This is a genomic window from Photobacterium sp. AWH4_225, assembly GCF_056158405.1.
The window spans coordinates 129,794-146,277 of the sequence record NZ_JBSWTF010000004.1 but is presented as its reverse complement, the minus strand read 5'-3'; the positions used below and the strand labels follow the sequence as shown (position 1 = coordinate 146,277).

The following is a 16,484-nucleotide window of genomic DNA, read 5'->3' as shown; positions in this document are numbered from 1 at the left end:
AGTAGACCTAGCCACTTAGCGATAAATTTCATCCTAAAGTCAGATTTCGTTGGAAAATCAGATCAAAGCAGGTAAGGTCAGCGCCCAAAGTAACTGGAATGAGTAATTCAGTACGTATTTAATTAATAGGGAAATATGGAGCTGTTATGGTCGCAACCAATGATCTCAGTGCCAACCTTGAGTTGCAGCATATCTATCTAGAAGCCTTTAACGAGCGTTATCACTCGTTGCGTCAGTATTTTGAAGCTTATTACTGCTACCGGCATAATCTCGTCACCAAGTACGGCAAGCCTGATTGGCAGCTGATCTTTCAATTTGCTAAACCATCAGAAAAAGCGAGAGCCTGTAAAACGCGAAAAGAGACGGTTCGTGAAATGGTATTACCGTTATCGGTGCTAACGGGGAAGTTAAAAACTCTCGTTCGTGATGATGAGCTGACAGTAGAGTCGATTGGTAAACTGTTGGATGAACACCTCGACTTCGTGATCCTGTCACGAGATGAGTGGCAGAAATTAACCCGGCTTGGTTATGATGAACGCATGCCTCCAGAGTATTATCAGCCTGATAATCCAGCATTTGGTGATGCAAAAAATCGGTTTAATATGGCAGAGATCCAATTTTAAGCAATTTGTTACTTTCCTTCAGTTAATATTTAGAGTTCTTATTCTAAACTGTCTGAATCAAAAGGAGTTTTAGACAGTATGATCATAGAAGGCACACTAGGAACAAAGTCAGCGTTAGTCGTTGAAGGTGGAGCAATGAGAGGGATTTTTGCAGCAGGTGTGCTGGATCATTTTCTCGACACAGAGTATCGAAGCTTTGATTTCTGTATTGGCGTTTCTGCGGGTTCGACGAATTTGGCTGCATGGTTGGCAAACCAGTATGGCCGCTCACATCGTGTGATCACCGACTACTCATGCCGCAAGCAATTTATCGACTTACCCCGTTTTATCCGTGGTGGCCACTGGCTGGATATTGATTGGCTTTGGGATGTGACGATTGATGAAATTCCTATCGATGGCTGGGAACTAGAACAGCAACCGATCCCGCTATTTGTTGTAACAACTAATGTTAACAATGGTGAGCCGCATTATATTCAAGCTACTGAGCAAAACCTTAATCAATTACTTAAGGCTTCTTGCGCTGTACCGTTAGCTTACCGCCATTATCCCGAATTGGATGGATATCAAATGACGGATGGCGGAGTGGCCGATTCTATTCCAGTTATCAAAGCGTACGAGATGGGGGCCAGAGATATTACAGTGGTGCTTTCTCGTCCGAAAGGTTATCGAAAGAAAGCGCCGAGAAGTGCTTGGCTGGTAAGGAAACTGCTCCATGATAAACCTAATTTGGCACAGGCAATGATGCAGCGTGCCGACAGCTATAATAGTGCGATAGATTTTATCTACAATCCGCCGGAAGACTGTCAAGTTAAGGTGATAACACCCCCTGATAACTTTGAGGTAGGGCGGGTGACCACCGATAGCCGTAAATTACAGCAAGGCTATGAGCAGGGTATCCAAGCGGCAAAACAGCTAGCACCTTAAGACCACGCTACACTTCAATGGTTAGAGGTAACAGTTAGCAAGGTCGTAAACATGTTGAAAACACTGCAATTAGGCTTTTCTGGTAGCTGCTATTGGTGCATGGAAGCTGTGTTTCAATCTCTCGAAGGCGTGATCTCGGCTGAGCAGGGGTGGATAAGTGCGTTTAATGCATCTGAACGTTTTGAAGCTGTGCTGGTGGAATACGACCCACTGAAAATATCGGTAGATGTATTAGTTGCTGTTCACCTCCATACTCATCATTGCACCTCCGATCATGCGCTTCGCACCCGTTATCCTTCTGTCATTTATGCTTACTCGGATCCTCAAAGCGAGAGGGCTGTTGAAGCATTGAAGTTGCACCAGAGTGACTTTAGTGATCGGTTGGTCACTCAAGTAGAAGCCGCGGGTGAGTTTGAACCTTGTGATGATGAAAAGCAGAATTACTTTTTCAATCATCCTAACCGGCCGTTTTGCGAGGGGCAGATCTTGCCCAAGTTACAGATATTACTAACACGTTTTGGTGAGCACATTAGTGCAGATAAACGGGGTGTCATTGAACTGGCTAGGGAAGAAGACTCTACAGTGAAAAAAGGCGGATCCGAAGATCCGCCAAAATGAGCTAGTGAGTTATGGTTCTAGTTGTATTAAGCCGCGCCGATGATACCGCCATCAGTGCGGGTGATACGAATTACTGACGAACGCGGGATTGTGTTACCGCCGTCAGGGAAATGGGAAGGCGCTAAATCTTCACCTGGGTGCTGTACACCAATAAACATGGTTTTCTGATCTGGGCTAAATGTTAATCCCGTAATTTCACAAGCGATAGGGCCTGTCAGGAAGCGACGCACTTCGCCACTCTCTGGATCGCCACACAGCATTTGGTTGTTCCCCATACCGGCAAAGTCACCGGTATTAGAGTACTTGCCATCTGTTTGGATCCAAAGGCGTCCGGCATTATCAAAACCAATACCGTCTGGACTGTTGAACATGTTGTCGGCATTGATATTGTCACTGCCGCCCATCAATCCTTCGTGTACGGTAGGGTTACCAGCAATGAGGTATAGATCCCAATCGAAGTTGTTCGAGGTATGGTCTTGGCCCGATGGCATCCAGCGAACGATGTGGCCATACGGGTTCTTTTCGCGTGGGTTGACCGCATCAACAGGTTGATTAGCTTTAACACCACGGTATTTGTTGTTGGTCAGGGTACAGAATACGCTCTGGTTCTTAGGGTTTACCGCGACCCATTCTGGACGGTCCATGGTGGTTGCGCCAACTTGAGTGGCAGCTTTACGAGCGAAGATAAGTACTTCAGCCTGACTATTAAAGCCGTTTTCCTTGGTTAGACCGTTTTTGCCGAAGGTTAATTCAATCCATTCACCTTTACCTTCCAGTTCATTGTCTTTTGCATTGAATTTGGCCACATACAAGGTGCCTTCATCAAGGATGTCGCGGTTGGCATTTGGATTACTTGGGTTGTATTTGTTTTTGGAAACGAAGCGATAGAGGTGTTCACCGCGCTCGTCATCGCCCAAGTAAACCACAACATGACCGTCATTGTTGATAGTCAAAGCTGCGTTCTCATGCTTGAAGCGACCCAGAGCCGTACGTTTTTTCGGCGTCGAATTAGGATTCATCGGATCGATTTCGACGACCCAGCCGTGGCGGTGCGGTTCATTCGGGTTTTTAGCCAGATCAAAACGATCATCATGCTTGAACCAATCGTAACCTGAGCCCTCTGTGTTCAGGCCGTAGCGGGCATAATTACTGTCAAGGGCAGGACTTTCCTTTGAACCAAACAACCCATTGAAGTTTTCCTCACAGGTGAGGTAAGTCCCCCATGGCGTTTCACCATTAGCGCAGTTGTTGAAAGTACCGAGTACTTTGGTGCCTTTAGGGTCGGCAGCTGTTTTCAAAAGGGTATCACCGGCTGCAGGACCTGTTAATTCCATCTCAGTGTTAGCGGTAATGCGGCGGTTTAATCGACCCTCTAGGTTGACTTCCCACTGGCCATTGACCTTTTTCAGTTCGACGACAGAGATACCATGAGCGTTCTGTGACTTGAGAACGTCATCAGCCGACATCTCTTTCCCCTGATGGGCAAAAAGGTATTCATGGTTAGTATATTCATTGTTGATTGACAAGACGCCGCGATCATCGGTGATCTGGAAGAAAGTCATACCGTCATTGTTGTCACCAAACTGAAGCGCTTGAGCTTTACTGTCAGCCTTTTGGCTAAATGCCGGTGCACCTTTAAACAGTGGATCACCCCAAGAGATAAGGACATCAGCTTGGTATCCTTTTGGCACAATGACTTTATCTTCAGTAGAAGCAGGAATAGCTTCAAAGCCAATCAAATTCTTGTTGTCTTTCGATGCCGCAATTGCGCTCGATAGTGGAGATGCACCGAAAAATGCGACAGTACCTGCTGCTGAAGAGGCTTTGAGGAACTGACGACGGTTAAGTCCTTTTTCGATGATTTGATTAAACTCAGGTTCTGCGCGGAGAGAGAAATCAGATTTGGCGCTCATTTTTGCTTCCTTTTTATTATCGCAATATTAGGCTGTTATGCATTTTGTTGTCAGTATCCTATAGGGGTATTGTGACAGAAATGTATCAGTTTGGTGAACGTCAGTTTACGAAGGCGAAGCATTATTGCGATGGCGACGCAAACGTTTGCTTTATATTGTTTCAAAATGTTTCAGGGGTCGCTTTTTTCAATTTGCAAGATTGAAATCAAAACTCAGACCATTAAAATCCGCGCCCAAGAATTATTAAATTGTATATTTTTGGTGAGACGGACCAAAAGTTTCTACTTCAGGACCTATTCCTGAAACTACAATTTACCCGTAGCTTAATAGTTATACGTGTTGGTTCATACTATTCTCGCTAAGTATCTATTTAATAATATCTTTCCTATGATTTTTTGCCCTTAGGTATTTGTTGTGAATTTGGAAAAGATATTTAAACTTTCTGAGCGAAAGACCACTGTTTCGACAGAAATGTATGCAGGTTTCATTACCTTTTTGGCGATGAGCTACATCCTTGCCGTTAACCCTGCTATTTTGGGGGATATCCCTGGAATGGATAGGGGAGCGCTATTCACAGCAACAGCGATTGCTTCAGGTTTAGCTACCTTGGTGATGGGTATTTGGGGTAACTACCCAGTTATGCTTGCACCGGGTATGAGTATGAACGGCTTTTTTAAGGGTGTTCTACTGAGCGGCACTATTGCCTTAGTGTGGCATGAAGCGCTATTAGGTATCTTCATTTCAGGTATCATTTACCTTCTGTTGAGTATGACTTCAATCCGCAAGAGCTTGATTGAGTCTATTCCAGAAGATCTAAAACTGGCTATTTCAGTATCGCTTGGTTTGTTTATTGCTTTCCTTGGCCTTAAGAACGCCGGCATTATCGTATCAAACCCGATCATTCTTGTTAGCCTGGGCGACATCCGTGACCCTCAGGTGGCGATTGCCTATATCTCCATCTTCATCGCGCTGGCTTGTATGATCCGCAATATCAAACTGGCCACATTCTTTGCTTTTATCTCTGCGATTGTTCTAACGGTCGCTGCCGATTTTGTATTCGGCACCAGCAATGCACCGATCCCAGATTCAATTGTTTCGTTTCCACCGAGCATTGCACCAACTTTCGGGCAGATTTTTGATTTCTCAGGCTTCACACCAGAGAAAATGTTCGACCTACTATTTGTTGTGCTGATTTTCTTGATTGTCGACTTCTTCGACGGCTTGAGCACCATCGTCGGTGTAGGCCGTGATGCGGGCATCATTGATAAGGATGGTAAAGTGCCAAATGCCAAGTCTGCGCTGGTTGCGGATGCGGGCGGTACAGTTGTTGGTGCGGTTCTAGGTACAACGTCTGTAACAGCATTCTCTGAGTCAGGTATTGCATCATCACAAGGCGCCAAGACAGGCCTGAGTGCCGTAGTGGCAGCCGGTATGTTCTTCGCCTCGTTATTCTTCTACCCAATTTTTTCTATCTTCTCGGCGGCAATGGTTGCTCCGGCGATGGTTGTTGTAGGTATCTACATGATTGGCCGTATTGCCAAGATCCGTTGGGATATCATTGAAGTACGTATCGCTTCTTTCTTTACCATCATGTTCACCGTGCTATCTTTCTCTCCGGCGAACGGTATGGCAATGGGCTTTGTTAGCTACGCGTTCTCAATGGTAGTGGCTGGTAAAGCAAAAGAAGTACATCCGGTGATTTACTCGCTAGCGGCTATGTTTTTGGGTTACTTGTTGTTTATCTAAAAACAGCCCAGTAAGCAAAATTGTAAATTGAAGCGGCCTCAGGGCCGCTTTTTCGTTTAGGCATCAGTAAAGGCGAAGCGACAGCAATACGACCAGCAAAATAATGAGAGTTTAGTTCGATAAGCCTAACTTTATATGCAATAACACTATTATATTTGCATGCCCAAAGGCTGGTAAAGAGGGAAGAAATAAAGAAGTAATATTTATCTGCTAGAAGCAATAATGATTAGTTCACAAAAGAAATTGGTTATTGGAATATGCTTCTGATGAGCATAAAACTAACATTTTTTGGTCAAAGATTGTCCTTTAAACGTTGATTTATAGCAAAACTTGACACTCTAGGGGTGGAAATGGTTTGATCTACCCACTGTTTGATTATTTACAGGGCTAACTATTTTGTGCCGAGGCGCGACTGAGACATTATCTGGCCCATCAGTCTAATCTTACTGATAGGTCAGATAATGCTTCCGAAGTGCTTCGGCATGCTTGTAGGAAAATACAATGAAAAAAGTTGATAGATACAGCATAGATAATACGGATTATACGGTAGGGCAGGATAACATCCAGAAATGGGGGTTTGATGTTCATAACCCTGTTTTCGGTACCAGTGCTGGTTTGATTGTTCTATTCATCGTAGCCATTTTGGTGAGTGACCCAACATCATCAAAAGCGGCATTGGATGGCGTTAAAAATGGCATCATCAACAACTTCGATGCTTTGTTCCTTTGGTCAGGTAACATCTTCGTTATCTTCTGCTTAGGCCTTATTTTCTCGCCTTTCGGTAAAATCCGTATCGGTGGTCAAGATGCCGAAGCTGACTACTCTCGTATGTCTTGGCTGGCGATGCTGTTTGCAGCGGGTATGGGTATCGGCCTGATGTTCTGGAGTGTGGCAGAACCTGTGGCTTATTACACAGGTTGGTTTGGTACTCCGCTGAATGTTGATCCCAACACGCCGGCTGCGGTCGAGCTTGCATTGGGTGCAACAATGTATCATTGGGGTTTACATCCTTGGGCTATCTACGGTGTGGTTGCGCTTTCTCTGGCGTTCTTTGCCTACAATAAAGGCCTTCCTCTTTCCATCCGTTCCATTTTCTACCCAATCCTTGGCGATCGTGTATGGGGCTGGCCGGGTCACATCATTGATATCTTTGCTGTGCTTGCAACCTTGTTTGGCCTTGCAACCTCACTTGGCTTGGGCGCACAGCAGGCAGCTAGCGGTATTGAACACGTATTCGGTATCTCAGGCGGTATTGGCCTTCAAATCGCCGTTATTGCGATTGTTACATTGCTAGCTGTTATCTCGGTTGCTCGTGGTATAGACGGTGGTGTTAAGCTGCTAAGTAACATCAACATGCTTGTTGCTTTGGCGCTACTGGTGTTTGTTGCATTGGCTGGCTTCGCTATCTCAATGGGCACAGTACCAACAACCGTTGCGGGTTATGCGAAAAACTTCTTCGCACTGAGTAACCCACATGGCCGTGAAGACCAAACTTGGCTACACGGTTGGACTATTTTCTACTGGGCTTGGTGGGTTTCTTGGTCACCATTTGTTGGTATGTTCATCGCTCGTGTATCGAAAGGGCGTACTATCCGTGAATTCATGGTTGCAGTGCTGATTGTACCAACGCTAATCACTACGCTTTGGATGTCAGTATTCGGCGGCCAAGCGATTGATCAAGTGATCAACGGTGTCGGCGTGTTGGGCGAAAACGGTCTGACTTCTGTACCGCTTGCGATGTTTGAAATGTTTGAATCACTACCGCTAAGTACATTGCTATCAGTAACGGCAATCATCTTGGTCATGGTGTTCTTCATCACTTCATCTGACTCAGGCTCACTGGTTATCGATAACATCACTGCTGGCGGTAAGATTGACTCGCCAATGCCGCAGCGTATCTTCTGGGCTTTCATTGAAGGTGCTGTTGCTGCAGTTCTACTTTACGTAGGTGGCACAGAAGCTATTGAAGCGCTGCAAGCAGGAGCTATATCGACGGCATTGCCATTTGTCTTTATCTTGTTGCTAATGTGTGTAAGCTTGCTGATGGGCTTTAGCACTGAGAAATACAATAAGTAAAGTTTCTTGATGGCATATAAATGCTGTCATGATAATTGACTGAATATACAAAAGGATCTGATTACATCAGATCCTTTTTTTTATTCCGTTTTTACGAGATTAATAATTTTGTCTTGCTAGCTATAAATAGCTTGGTAATGATGCATTACTTCTTTTAATTCATCCTGTTATCTATTTCCCCACAGTGTTTAACCCTTCAAAATAAAGTCTTATTGCATACCCCAATATTTATCTACCCAAACAAACAAAGCTAATTACTGCTTTATTTCTTCCGAAAATTCCACAATGTGGGAACAGCATATTACAAGGTGGAACGTGGATATTGATCACAATATTTTAACTTCATGTCCGCTATATTTTTTCTCGAGGGTTTTAAGGAGTGTATATGCTCAAGTCAAAGGGTAATCAGGCATTAGCAAAAGCATTTGATGTAGTCGATGCGATAGCGGCGGGTGATCGTCAGCTAAAAGATATCTGCATACGACTCGGTTTACCCAAATCGACGGTACATCGAATTTTGCAGGGCCTGATCGAAGCACGTTACGTCCGCGAGGTGAAAGGGATTGGCTTGGTGCTGGGAACCAAAGTGATCCAATTAGGTGTTCGTGCTCAACAAGATATGCCACTGAAGGAAATTGCAAAGCCTTACCTACGTGAGTTGTCATCTGTTACTAAAGAAACGGTGCACCTGGGTATTAAGGATGAGGATCAAATATTCTATTTAGACAAAATTCCAGGTCAGCGAACCATACAGCTTCGTTCTCAAGTTGGCGATCGTTTGCCTCTTTCTGCTACTGGCATCGGCAAAGCGCTAATGATAGATATGCCGAAAACAGAATGGGCACGCCTGATAAACGCACAAATTCCACATAGTGTTAATTCAATGATGAGTAGGATGGAAGAATACTCAAAGCATGACTATAGCTATGACTTGGAAGATAACGAAGATTTAGTTCGTTGTGTTGCAGTACCAATTAGAAATAAATATCACAATATCATTGCGGCAGTTTCTGTAACTAGTGTTAAAGAATATATGCCAGAGGAAAGGATGAAGGAGTTAATTCCATTAATTACTAAATATTGTCAATCGATATCTAAACAACTTAATTAATATTCGTATTTAAATACGTACTCTACTCCATATACAAACACAACTACCAGTACCCATGCCTATTTATTTTTTAAATTGGGTCGTGTAATAATAAGAGGTCAAAAATGAAAAAGTTAATTACCGCTGTCATGATGTCTGCTGTATTTGCAGCAACCAGTATTTCAACTGCCACTGCAGCCAATAATTACCCAGATGGACCAGTTAAAATTATTGTACCTTATTCAGCGGGTGGTGGCTCAGACAGTGTGAGCCGTGCATTAGCAGAAGCACTAAAGCCTGATTTTCCAAAAGGTATCGCAGTAGAAAACAGGACGGGTGGTGCAGGATTGATTGGCATGTCATATGGCATGAACTCAAAAGCTGACGGCACCATCGTGACCATGATTGCACCAGAGCTGGTTATGCTTCCTCACACTGGTAATGGTGGCGATATTGATTATAAAAAATTCAAGCCTCTTGCCATGGTTAACTCAGGCTACGCGGCAATTACAGTGCCTTCCGACTCACCTTATAAGAATCTAGACCAACTTATTGAGGGCGCTAAAACAAATAACCTTCTATTTGGTAACTCGGGGACTGGCTCAATTTGGCACCTAGCAGGCGCAGGTATGGAGCAAGCTGCTGGGGTTGAGTTTACCCATGTACCTTTCCAGGGGTCTTCAGCGGCAATTACTTCACTACTTGGTCATCACCTAGATGGTGTATCTGTTTCTTACGCTGAAGTCGCGTCTCATGTCGAAGCAGGCACATTAAGAGCTTTGGCTGTTCTTGCGCCAAACCGTCTGAAAGACAATCCAGATGTCCCAACAGCGAAAGAGCTCGGATATGACGTAGTTATCGGTACATGGCGTGGTTATGCGGTTCCAGCCAATACGCCAGAAGAGACAGTAGATTTTCTAACTAAGTCGATTCTTAATGCGGCAGAGACAGAGACCTTTGTTAAGTTCATGAACAATACTAACAATGATATTGAAGTCATCGGGACTGAGAAATTTGCTCAGAAAATTGCAAACGAAGATAACTTCTATAAGCAATTAATTGAAAGTATTGGTCTAAATAAATAACTGGCACTGTGGGTCAATGGCACAGGGTTGGTGCCATTGACCCATGCAGTTAGGAAGTCATTATGAGATATGGAAAGCTTGTTATATCAGCCATGTTTATGGCGCTATCCCTCTTTACGATATATTTTGCAAACCAGTTACCAGACTCTAGAGGAGGAGTGCCTGGTCCTGGTGTTTGGCCAATATTGATTTCGGCAATCATGTTTGTAGCGGCGTTTATTGTTGGTATTACGGCACTTAGAGAAAAAGAAAACTTGCCTTTAGAGCTTCTCGGAGATAATCAAATACGCGTATACATCACTATGGTGGCGTTAGTTGTTTACTTCGTTTGCATGAATGTAATTGGTTTTGTGGTATCTACTTTTGTAATGCTATATGGATTTACTACTTGGTTTAGCAATTACAAGTTACTTCAAAGAATAGTTTTTTCGTTAGTTATTACTACCGTGGTTTACTGCATCTTTAACTATGTTCTGAAAGTCCCTTTTAGATTCGGTATTTTATTTTAGGAGTTAATGATGTTAGCTGAAGCGTTAAATTTGGTTCTGCAACCATCTATTATCTTATATATAATACTTGGCGTTGCTGGTGGGATGTGTATAGGGTGCTTACCTGGGCTAACCACAACCATGGGTGTTGCTCTGGTATTGCCACTGACATTCGGAATGGATGCAGTACCTAGTATATTGTTGCTGATTGGTGTGTATGTTGGCGCAGTCTACGGTGGTTCAATGGCGGCTATTTTACTTAATACCCCAGGAACACCAGCCTCTGCAGCCACCGCTTTGGATGGCTATAAAATGGCCTGCAAAGGAGAGGCGGGAAGAGCGCTAGGTATTTCAACGACAAGTTCGTTTCTTGGTGGTTTAATTAGCTGCATATTTTTGATTTTAATCTCTCCGATATTGGCGAAGTTTGCTCTCAAGTTCAGCGCCCCTGAATTCTTTATGCTGGCCATGTTTGGTTTGTGCATTATCTCCTCGATATCCGGTAAATCTTTGCTGATAGGGTTACTAAGCGGTGGGCTAGGTATTTTACTTGCCACGATAGGTATCGACGACATTACGGGCAATATGCGCTTTACCTTTGACTATATGAACCTTTACAGCGGCATTAATTTTATCCCTGTAATGATTGGTCTATTTGCGATGAGCCAAGCATTGATTGGGGTAGAAGACATACTGAAAAAGCCAAAGTCAACGGGCAAGATCACCCATGTTATTCCACGACGCTCTGACTGGGGGGTCATTATCAAGAACAGTATTCCTTTCGGTTCATTAGGCGCGTTTATTGGCTCTATCCCAGGCGTCGGTGCAGACATCGCATCGTTTATTTCCTATGGACAAGCGAAGAGTATTTCTAAGCATCCTGAAAAGTTTGGTACTGGTGTTCCTGAGGCAATATCTGCACCAGAAGCAGCCAATAATGGGGTAACGGGTGGGGCATTGATCCCTATGCTGACCTTAGGTGTACCGGGCGATGCCGTAGCCGCCATTATGATTGGTGCGTTAACAGTACAAGGCTTACAACCTGGTCCACTTTTATTTGCCAATGATGCACCCACTGTGTATGCAATATTTATTGGTTTGCTTATCGCTAACGTTTGTATGCTAGTGCTTGGCTTGAATAGTGTACGTATTTTTACCAAAGTATTGTCTGTACCTAAAGCTGCGCTCGTACCGATTATTTTCTTGCTCTGTTTTGTTGGCTCATATGCTTTAGCCAACAACATGTTTGATGTTGTTGTTATGCTGTTCTTCGGATTTCTTGGTTACTTTTTCCAGAAGCTGGAAATATCATCGTCACCGGTTATTCTTGGGTTAATCCTTGGACCTATGGCAGAGAGCAACTTCCGCCGAGCGTTACTTATGTCACGAGGCGATGCAAGTACATTCTTATCGACAGGAATCTGTTGGGTTTTCTTTATTCTTATCTTGGTTTCCTTGTTCTCACCATTAATAAAGAAAAAGTTTGCATCAAAGGGCCAGCATACTCATGGAGAGCAATATTAATTTTTATCGATATATAGAAATTAAAGCCTAGTTAATTATCTAGGACCATTACCAAGCACATAGTCAATGTTTAGGTGGTTTAGCTTCATGGGAAGCTAAACCGCAGGGTTTTGTTGTTCTCATCAAACGTTATTTTAAGTTTTAAGCAAGGTTAGGTTATGAAGATTATTGATGTTAAACCACATGCTATTTCCGTACCTTTAGATACGCCTTTTTATTTTTCCCAAGGGTGGGTACACAATCGAAGTGCAATGATAATTGAGGTTATCACTGATGAGGGGATTACTGGTTATGGTGAAGCGCTATGTCATGGCTTACAAAGTCCACAGATTGCTGCTTCAATTGTAGAGCACACCTTTAAACCATTATTGCTTGGCCGCAGTCCTTTTGACGTCGAAGTCCTTTGGGAGGAAATGTACAACACGACAAGACCTTTCGGGCAAGCTGGCGCAGCAGTTAATGCAATTAGTGGCGTCGATATCGCGTTGTGGGATGTTATCGGTAAGAGTCTGAATAAACCTATTCATCAGCTTATCGGTGGGGCGTTTAGAAAAGAAGTGACGCCTTACGCAACTGGTTTTTATCGAGTTGCTGATGGCCATTACCCCAATGATTCTGTCGATGAAGCTTTCCGATATATCGAAGCAGGTTTTACTGCATTTAAATTAAAGATTGGTTTCGGTGTTGATGAAGACGTTAAGCTGATTCGTTCAATACGAGAGGCGGTGGGAGATAATGTACGAATTATGGCTGACGCTAATGGTGCATATAATGCCTCAACAGCTCGCCGCATTATCAAAGAGACAGAAGAATTCAATTTGTTCTTCTTGGAAGAGCTACTCGCGCCAGAAGATATTGGTGGATATCAAGAGATAAAAACGATGTCGCAAACACCTATCGCGGCAGGAGAGCAGATCTTTGGCAAAATGGGCTATCGCCCGTGGCTGGAAAGTCGTGCTCTAGACATTATCCAACCAGATTTGTGCTCGTCCGGTGGCATTACCGAGTGCAAGAAAATAGCTGCTATGGCACAAGCTAATCATATCAATATGATCCCACACGTTTGGGGATCGGGGATTGGTATTGCCGCTTCGTTGCAATTTATCGCCTCACTGCCGAGTTCACCTCTTTCGCTTAATCCAGATCAGCCCATGTTGGAGTTTGATCAATCTTCACACCCGTTCCGCAAGGATCTTATTTTTGATGGTATCCAAATGGAGAACGGAAAAGTGCAAATTTCGACTAAGCCGGGTATTGGTGTCGATGTAAATCCGGATGTTATCTATCAATACAAGGTTAATTAAATGAATAATAACAGAACGATAGATTGGATAATTTTAGACTGGGGGACCACTAATTTTCGTGCCTTTGCCATGAGTGAAGTCGGTGAGTTAGTGGATAGAGTTGAACATAGGCTTGGCTTGCTGCAAGTGCAAGACGGTAACTTTGCTGACCAACTTAAGGTGGTATTAAGTGATTGGTTGGGCGAGTTTGAACATCTACCTATTTACATGGCGGGGATGGTTGGTTCAGCCCAAGGGTGGGTGAATGTTCCTTATGTCAGTACTCCAGTTAAATTAGAAAACTTAGCAAGAAATACGCATCAATTTACTCTGCCATGGGGCGCTGAAGCGACAATTATTCCCGGTATAAGCCATTGTGATGAAAGTGGTAGTTACGATGTGATGCGTGGCGAGGAAGTGCAGTTATTTGGTTTGCTTGAAATTACCGGCAAATCAACCATAGAGGCTGCTTTTCCAGGAACGCACTGTAAACACTTACAACTCACCGATAATACGCTGTCTTCTTTTAAAACCTATATGACGGGTGAGCTATTTTCCGCCTTATCCGACCACACCATTTTAGGGCGAGGGCTTCCGGAGCAATATCCGTCTAAGGCTGCGTTTGAGCGTGGGATATTGGAAAGTGAGGCTGGGAACTTAACCAACCAGATATTCAAGGCTCGTACCCACCGACTGTTCGGCCTATTAGATGATTCGGAGGTACACGAGTACCTGTCAGGGTTGTTGATCGGCAATGAGATAAGAGAACTGAATACGCAGCATATTTACCTTATCGGCAGCAAATCTCTATGTATGCGATATGAAAGAACCTGCCAATTACTTAACAAAACCAGTGAGCATATAAGTGGCGATGAGAGTTTTCTTGCCGGAATGCTGAAAATTAAAGAGGCGATGAATAATGACTATGCGTAGTTTTGATCTTGCAGCTGAGTTTCCTTTGGTTGCAATACTCCGTGGACTTGAACCAAGTAACTGTGTCCGCATTACTCAGATCTTGATTGAAGAAGGCTTCACCATGATTGAAGTACCGTTGAACTCTCCAGATGCGCTTACCAGCATTGAGGTTTTGGTTAAACATTTCGGTAGTGATTATTTGATCGGTGCCGGTACAGTGACATCGCTCGATAAAGCCCGAGCAGTGATAGAAACCGGAGCAAATTTGATAGTGACACCAAACTTCAACCAAGAGGTGGTTGAGTTATCTGTGGCTGCTAACTGCGTTACTTTCCCTGGTGTAGCGACACCAACAGAAGCTTTTGCTGCACTTGCTGCAGGAGCGACTGGCCTTAAATTGTTCCCTATTCAAAGTTTGGGGCTGGTTGGCTTTAAGGCGTTAAAGTCAGTACTACCTAAAGAGACGATTTGCCTACCAGTCGGGGGGATAGGCCCGACAGAAGAAAGCATGAAACCTTATCTGGATGCAGGTGCCAATGGATTTGGTTTGGGCGCCGCGTTATTTAAGCCAGGCTTAACTGACGATGAAATTAGAGCAAACGCAAAACAATTTAAACAAGCTTTCGAATCAGCAAAGGGCTAGTTGAACGAGCCAAAATACGGAGATAAAAAGATGGCAAAATACTTAATCACAGGTGCTAGTACCGGAATTGGCGCGGAGACTGCCCGAAAATTAGCACAAGGCAATGAGCTGTTTTTGGTTTACAATCGCTCAAAAGGTAAAGCCGAGGACTTAGCAGTAGAGCTAGAGAATCGAGGAGCCAAAGTACACCTATTTCAGGCGAACCTAACCAGTGAAGCGGCGTGTATCAAGCTGTTTGAAGAGGTAGGCGAGGTAACTGATACACTTGATGCGGTAGTTAACAATGCGGGTGGTATGGTTCAAAGGCAGGGGGTCGATGAGCTTTCCTGGGATACAATGTTAGATGTGTTCAACCTGAACACATTCTCACTGTTCAAAGTGACATCACTATCTGTTCCGTTTCTTAAAAACAGCGATAAAGCCTGTATTGTCAATGTGACATCTATTGTTGTTCGTCATGGTGGGCCAACAGCTACTCTATATGGGGCCGCTAAGGGAGCCGTTGACACTTTTACTCGTGGTGCTTGCCGTGAGCTAGCTCCTCACATAAGAGTGAATTCTGTTTCGCCAGGTGTCATAGAGACACCGTTCCACGATAAGGTGTCGACTGATGAACAGATGAAAACATGGGCCGAGAACAACCCGCTGCAGCGTAACGGAAAAGCGAACAATATCGCCGATGCAATTCACTTCTGTATCGAAAATGACTTCATCAATGGAGAAAGCATCGATATTAATGGTGGATTATTTGTTCGTTAACGCGCCAAGAATAGAGAAAAAAGCGCCGTCTTCATGACGGCGTATTAGCCTTTTATAACCAAATTTCTGAGATTGGTGTATCCGGAGAGAAATGATAGGCAATCTGTGCCTGCAACAATTCTGCTGTGGCCAGGGCATCGGTCATTGCATGGTGGGGAGGGTAATCCGGTAAACCATAGCGCTGGCGTGAACGAGCCAAACGCACTGAGCCCGGTCGGTTACCTTTAAGGCGGTTAATTAAGCCACCGTGATCACGTTGTTGAATTGCCATTTCAATCGCCATGGTATCGACAACAGGAAAGTGTATGCCTTCTTCCAATCTGCTGAGCAATGCTTGGTTCATGAACTCACGCTCGATCTTCTGATAGTGAACAACAACAATTTTTCCTGCGAGCGCATTTAATACACGCTCTAAGATTTTGAGTAAATCAGGGGCGTTCTCCACTTCGGAGTCGGTGATACCGTGAATAATCACTGACTCTTCATTAAGAGGACGGTGCGGGTTCACTGTCCATTGTGCTGATTCCCGGCAGCGGATGCGTTGCAGGGTGAAAGGAACGAGACCAATACTGATGATCTCATCTTTCTTTGGGTCGAGCCCTGTAGTCTCGAAATCAAGTGCCACGAATGGCACTTCACTTAGGGGAGTGTCACCACTGACCATAGGGGTGGAGTAAAAGCTTTTTAGTCTCTCATCATTGGCTTTGTTGAGCAGCGTCTGGAAAAACGTTGGCCAATCGGGCGTACTGCGCGTATTCAGCAGTTGTCGATGAGATTTTGGTTTGTTAACTGTCATA

General features: G+C 44.1%; 15 protein-coding genes and 1 riboswitch. Of the genes, 13 read left to right on the top strand and 2 right to left on the bottom strand.

Annotated features, from left to right (window positions below; all coding sequences use genetic code 11):
• Positions 1-146: 146 nt before the first annotated feature.
• From ACXAD4_RS18030 to ACXAD4_RS18020, 3 genes are all read left to right on the top strand, one after another.
• Positions 147-623, top strand: a complete 477-nt coding sequence (locus ACXAD4_RS18030; RefSeq protein ID WP_475243178.1) for a hypothetical protein — start codon at positions 147-149, stop codon at positions 621-623.
• A gap of 78 nt (positions 624-701) precedes the next feature.
• Entirely contained in the window at positions 702-1,547 is an 846-nt protein-coding gene (locus ACXAD4_RS18025) for a patatin-like phospholipase family protein (protein ID WP_475243177.1), read from the top strand.
• Between the two features lie 51 nt (positions 1,548-1,598).
• Positions 1,599-2,165 carry a peptide-methionine (S)-S-oxide reductase gene (locus ACXAD4_RS18020; RefSeq protein WP_475243176.1) on the top strand — a complete coding sequence of 189 codons (567 nt, stop codon included), beginning with the start codon at positions 1,599-1,601 and terminating at the stop codon, positions 2,163-2,165.
• A gap of 26 nt (positions 2,166-2,191) precedes the next feature.
• Here the strand turns inward: ACXAD4_RS18020 and ACXAD4_RS18015 are convergent, their stop codons facing one another.
• On the bottom strand, positions 2,192-4,078 hold the full coding sequence (locus tag ACXAD4_RS18015) for a PhoX family protein (protein ID WP_475243174.1): 1,887 nt from the start codon (positions 4,076-4,078) through the stop codon (positions 2,192-2,194).
• Positions 4,079-4,306: 228 nt separating this feature from the next.
• A riboswitch (purine riboswitch) is annotated at positions 4,307-4,406 on the top strand.
• An 86-nt stretch (positions 4,407-4,492) separates the two neighbouring features.
• Here ACXAD4_RS18015 and ACXAD4_RS18010 point away from each other — a divergent pair.
• From ACXAD4_RS18010 to ACXAD4_RS17965, 10 genes are all read left to right on the top strand, one after another.
• On the top strand, positions 4,493-5,824 hold the full coding sequence (locus ACXAD4_RS18010; protein ID WP_475243173.1) for an NCS2 family permease: 1,332 nt from the start codon (positions 4,493-4,495) through the stop codon (positions 5,822-5,824).
• A 501-nt stretch (positions 5,825-6,325) separates the two neighbouring features.
• Complete coding sequence (locus tag ACXAD4_RS18005) at positions 6,326-7,900, top strand: BCCT family transporter (protein WP_475243172.1); 1,575 nt, start codon at positions 6,326-6,328, stop codon at positions 7,898-7,900.
• A gap of 385 nt (positions 7,901-8,285) precedes the next feature.
• Entirely contained in the window at positions 8,286-9,011 is a 726-nt protein-coding gene (locus ACXAD4_RS18000; RefSeq protein ID WP_475243171.1) for an IclR family transcriptional regulator, read from the top strand.
• Positions 9,012-9,115: 104 nt separating this feature from the next.
• Positions 9,116-10,075, top strand: a complete 960-nt coding sequence (locus tag ACXAD4_RS17995; protein WP_475243170.1) for a Bug family tripartite tricarboxylate transporter substrate binding protein — start codon at positions 9,116-9,118, stop codon at positions 10,073-10,075.
• Between the two features lie 62 nt (positions 10,076-10,137).
• Complete coding sequence (locus tag ACXAD4_RS17990; protein ID WP_475243169.1) at positions 10,138-10,584, top strand: tripartite tricarboxylate transporter TctB family protein; 447 nt, start codon at positions 10,138-10,140, stop codon at positions 10,582-10,584.
• 9 nt (positions 10,585-10,593) lie between these two features.
• Positions 10,594-12,087, top strand: coding sequence for a tripartite tricarboxylate transporter permease (locus ACXAD4_RS17985; protein ID WP_107296720.1), 1,494 nt, complete (start codon positions 10,594-10,596; stop codon positions 12,085-12,087).
• Between the two features lie 158 nt (positions 12,088-12,245).
• Positions 12,246-13,391 carry a mandelate racemase/muconate lactonizing enzyme family protein gene (locus ACXAD4_RS17980; RefSeq protein ID WP_475243168.1) on the top strand — a complete coding sequence of 382 codons (1,146 nt, stop codon included), beginning with the start codon at positions 12,246-12,248 and terminating at the stop codon, positions 13,389-13,391.
• Positions 13,392-14,303: a 2-dehydro-3-deoxygalactonokinase gene (locus ACXAD4_RS17975; RefSeq protein ID WP_475243167.1), complete on the top strand. Its 912-nt coding sequence runs from the start codon at positions 13,392-13,394 to the stop codon at positions 14,301-14,303.
• Positions 14,290-14,928, top strand: coding sequence for a 2-dehydro-3-deoxy-6-phosphogalactonate aldolase (locus ACXAD4_RS17970; RefSeq protein WP_475243165.1), 639 nt, complete (start codon positions 14,290-14,292; stop codon positions 14,926-14,928). Before ACXAD4_RS17975 ends, ACXAD4_RS17970 begins: the two co-directional genes overlap by 14 nt.
• A gap of 30 nt (positions 14,929-14,958) precedes the next feature.
• Entirely contained in the window at positions 14,959-15,687 is a 729-nt protein-coding gene (locus ACXAD4_RS17965) for an SDR family NAD(P)-dependent oxidoreductase (protein WP_317519919.1), read from the top strand.
• Between the two features lie 52 nt (positions 15,688-15,739).
• On the opposite strand, the gene ACXAD4_RS17960 is transcribed toward ACXAD4_RS17965, so the two are convergent.
• On the bottom strand, positions 15,740-16,483 hold the full coding sequence (locus tag ACXAD4_RS17960; RefSeq protein WP_475243164.1) for a 3'-5' exonuclease: 744 nt from the start codon (positions 16,481-16,483) through the stop codon (positions 15,740-15,742).
• Position 16,484 lies beyond the last annotated feature (1 nt).

What these genes read in the sequence shown, in the direction of transcription:
- ACXAD4_RS18030 (WP_475243178.1), top strand. Translation starts at nt 147, where the DNA reads ATGGTCGCAACCAATGATCTCAGTGCCAACCTTGAGTTGCAGCATATC.
- ACXAD4_RS18025 (WP_475243177.1), top strand. Translation starts at nt 702, where the DNA reads ATGATCATAGAAGGCACACTAGGAACAAAGTCAGCGTTAGTCGTTGAA.
- ACXAD4_RS18020 (WP_475243176.1), top strand. Translation starts at nt 1,599, where the DNA reads ATGTTGAAAACACTGCAATTAGGCTTTTCTGGTAGCTGCTATTGGTGC.
- ACXAD4_RS18015 (WP_475243174.1), bottom strand. Translation starts at nt 4,078, where the DNA reads ATGAGCGCCAAATCTGATTTCTCTCTCCGCGCAGAACCTGAGTTTAAT.
- ACXAD4_RS18005 (WP_475243172.1), top strand. Translation starts at nt 6,326, where the DNA reads ATGAAAAAAGTTGATAGATACAGCATAGATAATACGGATTATACGGTA.
- ACXAD4_RS18000 (WP_475243171.1), top strand. Translation starts at nt 8,286, where the DNA reads ATGCTCAAGTCAAAGGGTAATCAGGCATTAGCAAAAGCATTTGATGTA.
- ACXAD4_RS17995 (WP_475243170.1), top strand. Translation starts at nt 9,116, where the DNA reads ATGAAAAAGTTAATTACCGCTGTCATGATGTCTGCTGTATTTGCAGCA.
- ACXAD4_RS17990 (WP_475243169.1), top strand. Translation starts at nt 10,138, where the DNA reads ATGAGATATGGAAAGCTTGTTATATCAGCCATGTTTATGGCGCTATCC.
- ACXAD4_RS17985 (WP_107296720.1), top strand. Translation starts at nt 10,594, where the DNA reads ATGTTAGCTGAAGCGTTAAATTTGGTTCTGCAACCATCTATTATCTTA.
- ACXAD4_RS17980 (WP_475243168.1), top strand. Translation starts at nt 12,246, where the DNA reads ATGAAGATTATTGATGTTAAACCACATGCTATTTCCGTACCTTTAGAT.
- ACXAD4_RS17975 (WP_475243167.1), top strand. Translation starts at nt 13,392, where the DNA reads ATGAATAATAACAGAACGATAGATTGGATAATTTTAGACTGGGGGACC.
- ACXAD4_RS17970 (WP_475243165.1), top strand. Translation starts at nt 14,290, where the DNA reads ATGACTATGCGTAGTTTTGATCTTGCAGCTGAGTTTCCTTTGGTTGCA.
- ACXAD4_RS17965 (WP_317519919.1), top strand. Translation starts at nt 14,959, where the DNA reads ATGGCAAAATACTTAATCACAGGTGCTAGTACCGGAATTGGCGCGGAG.
- ACXAD4_RS17960 (WP_475243164.1), bottom strand. Translation starts at nt 16,483, where the DNA reads ATGACAGTTAACAAACCAAAATCTCATCGACAACTGCTGAATACGCGC.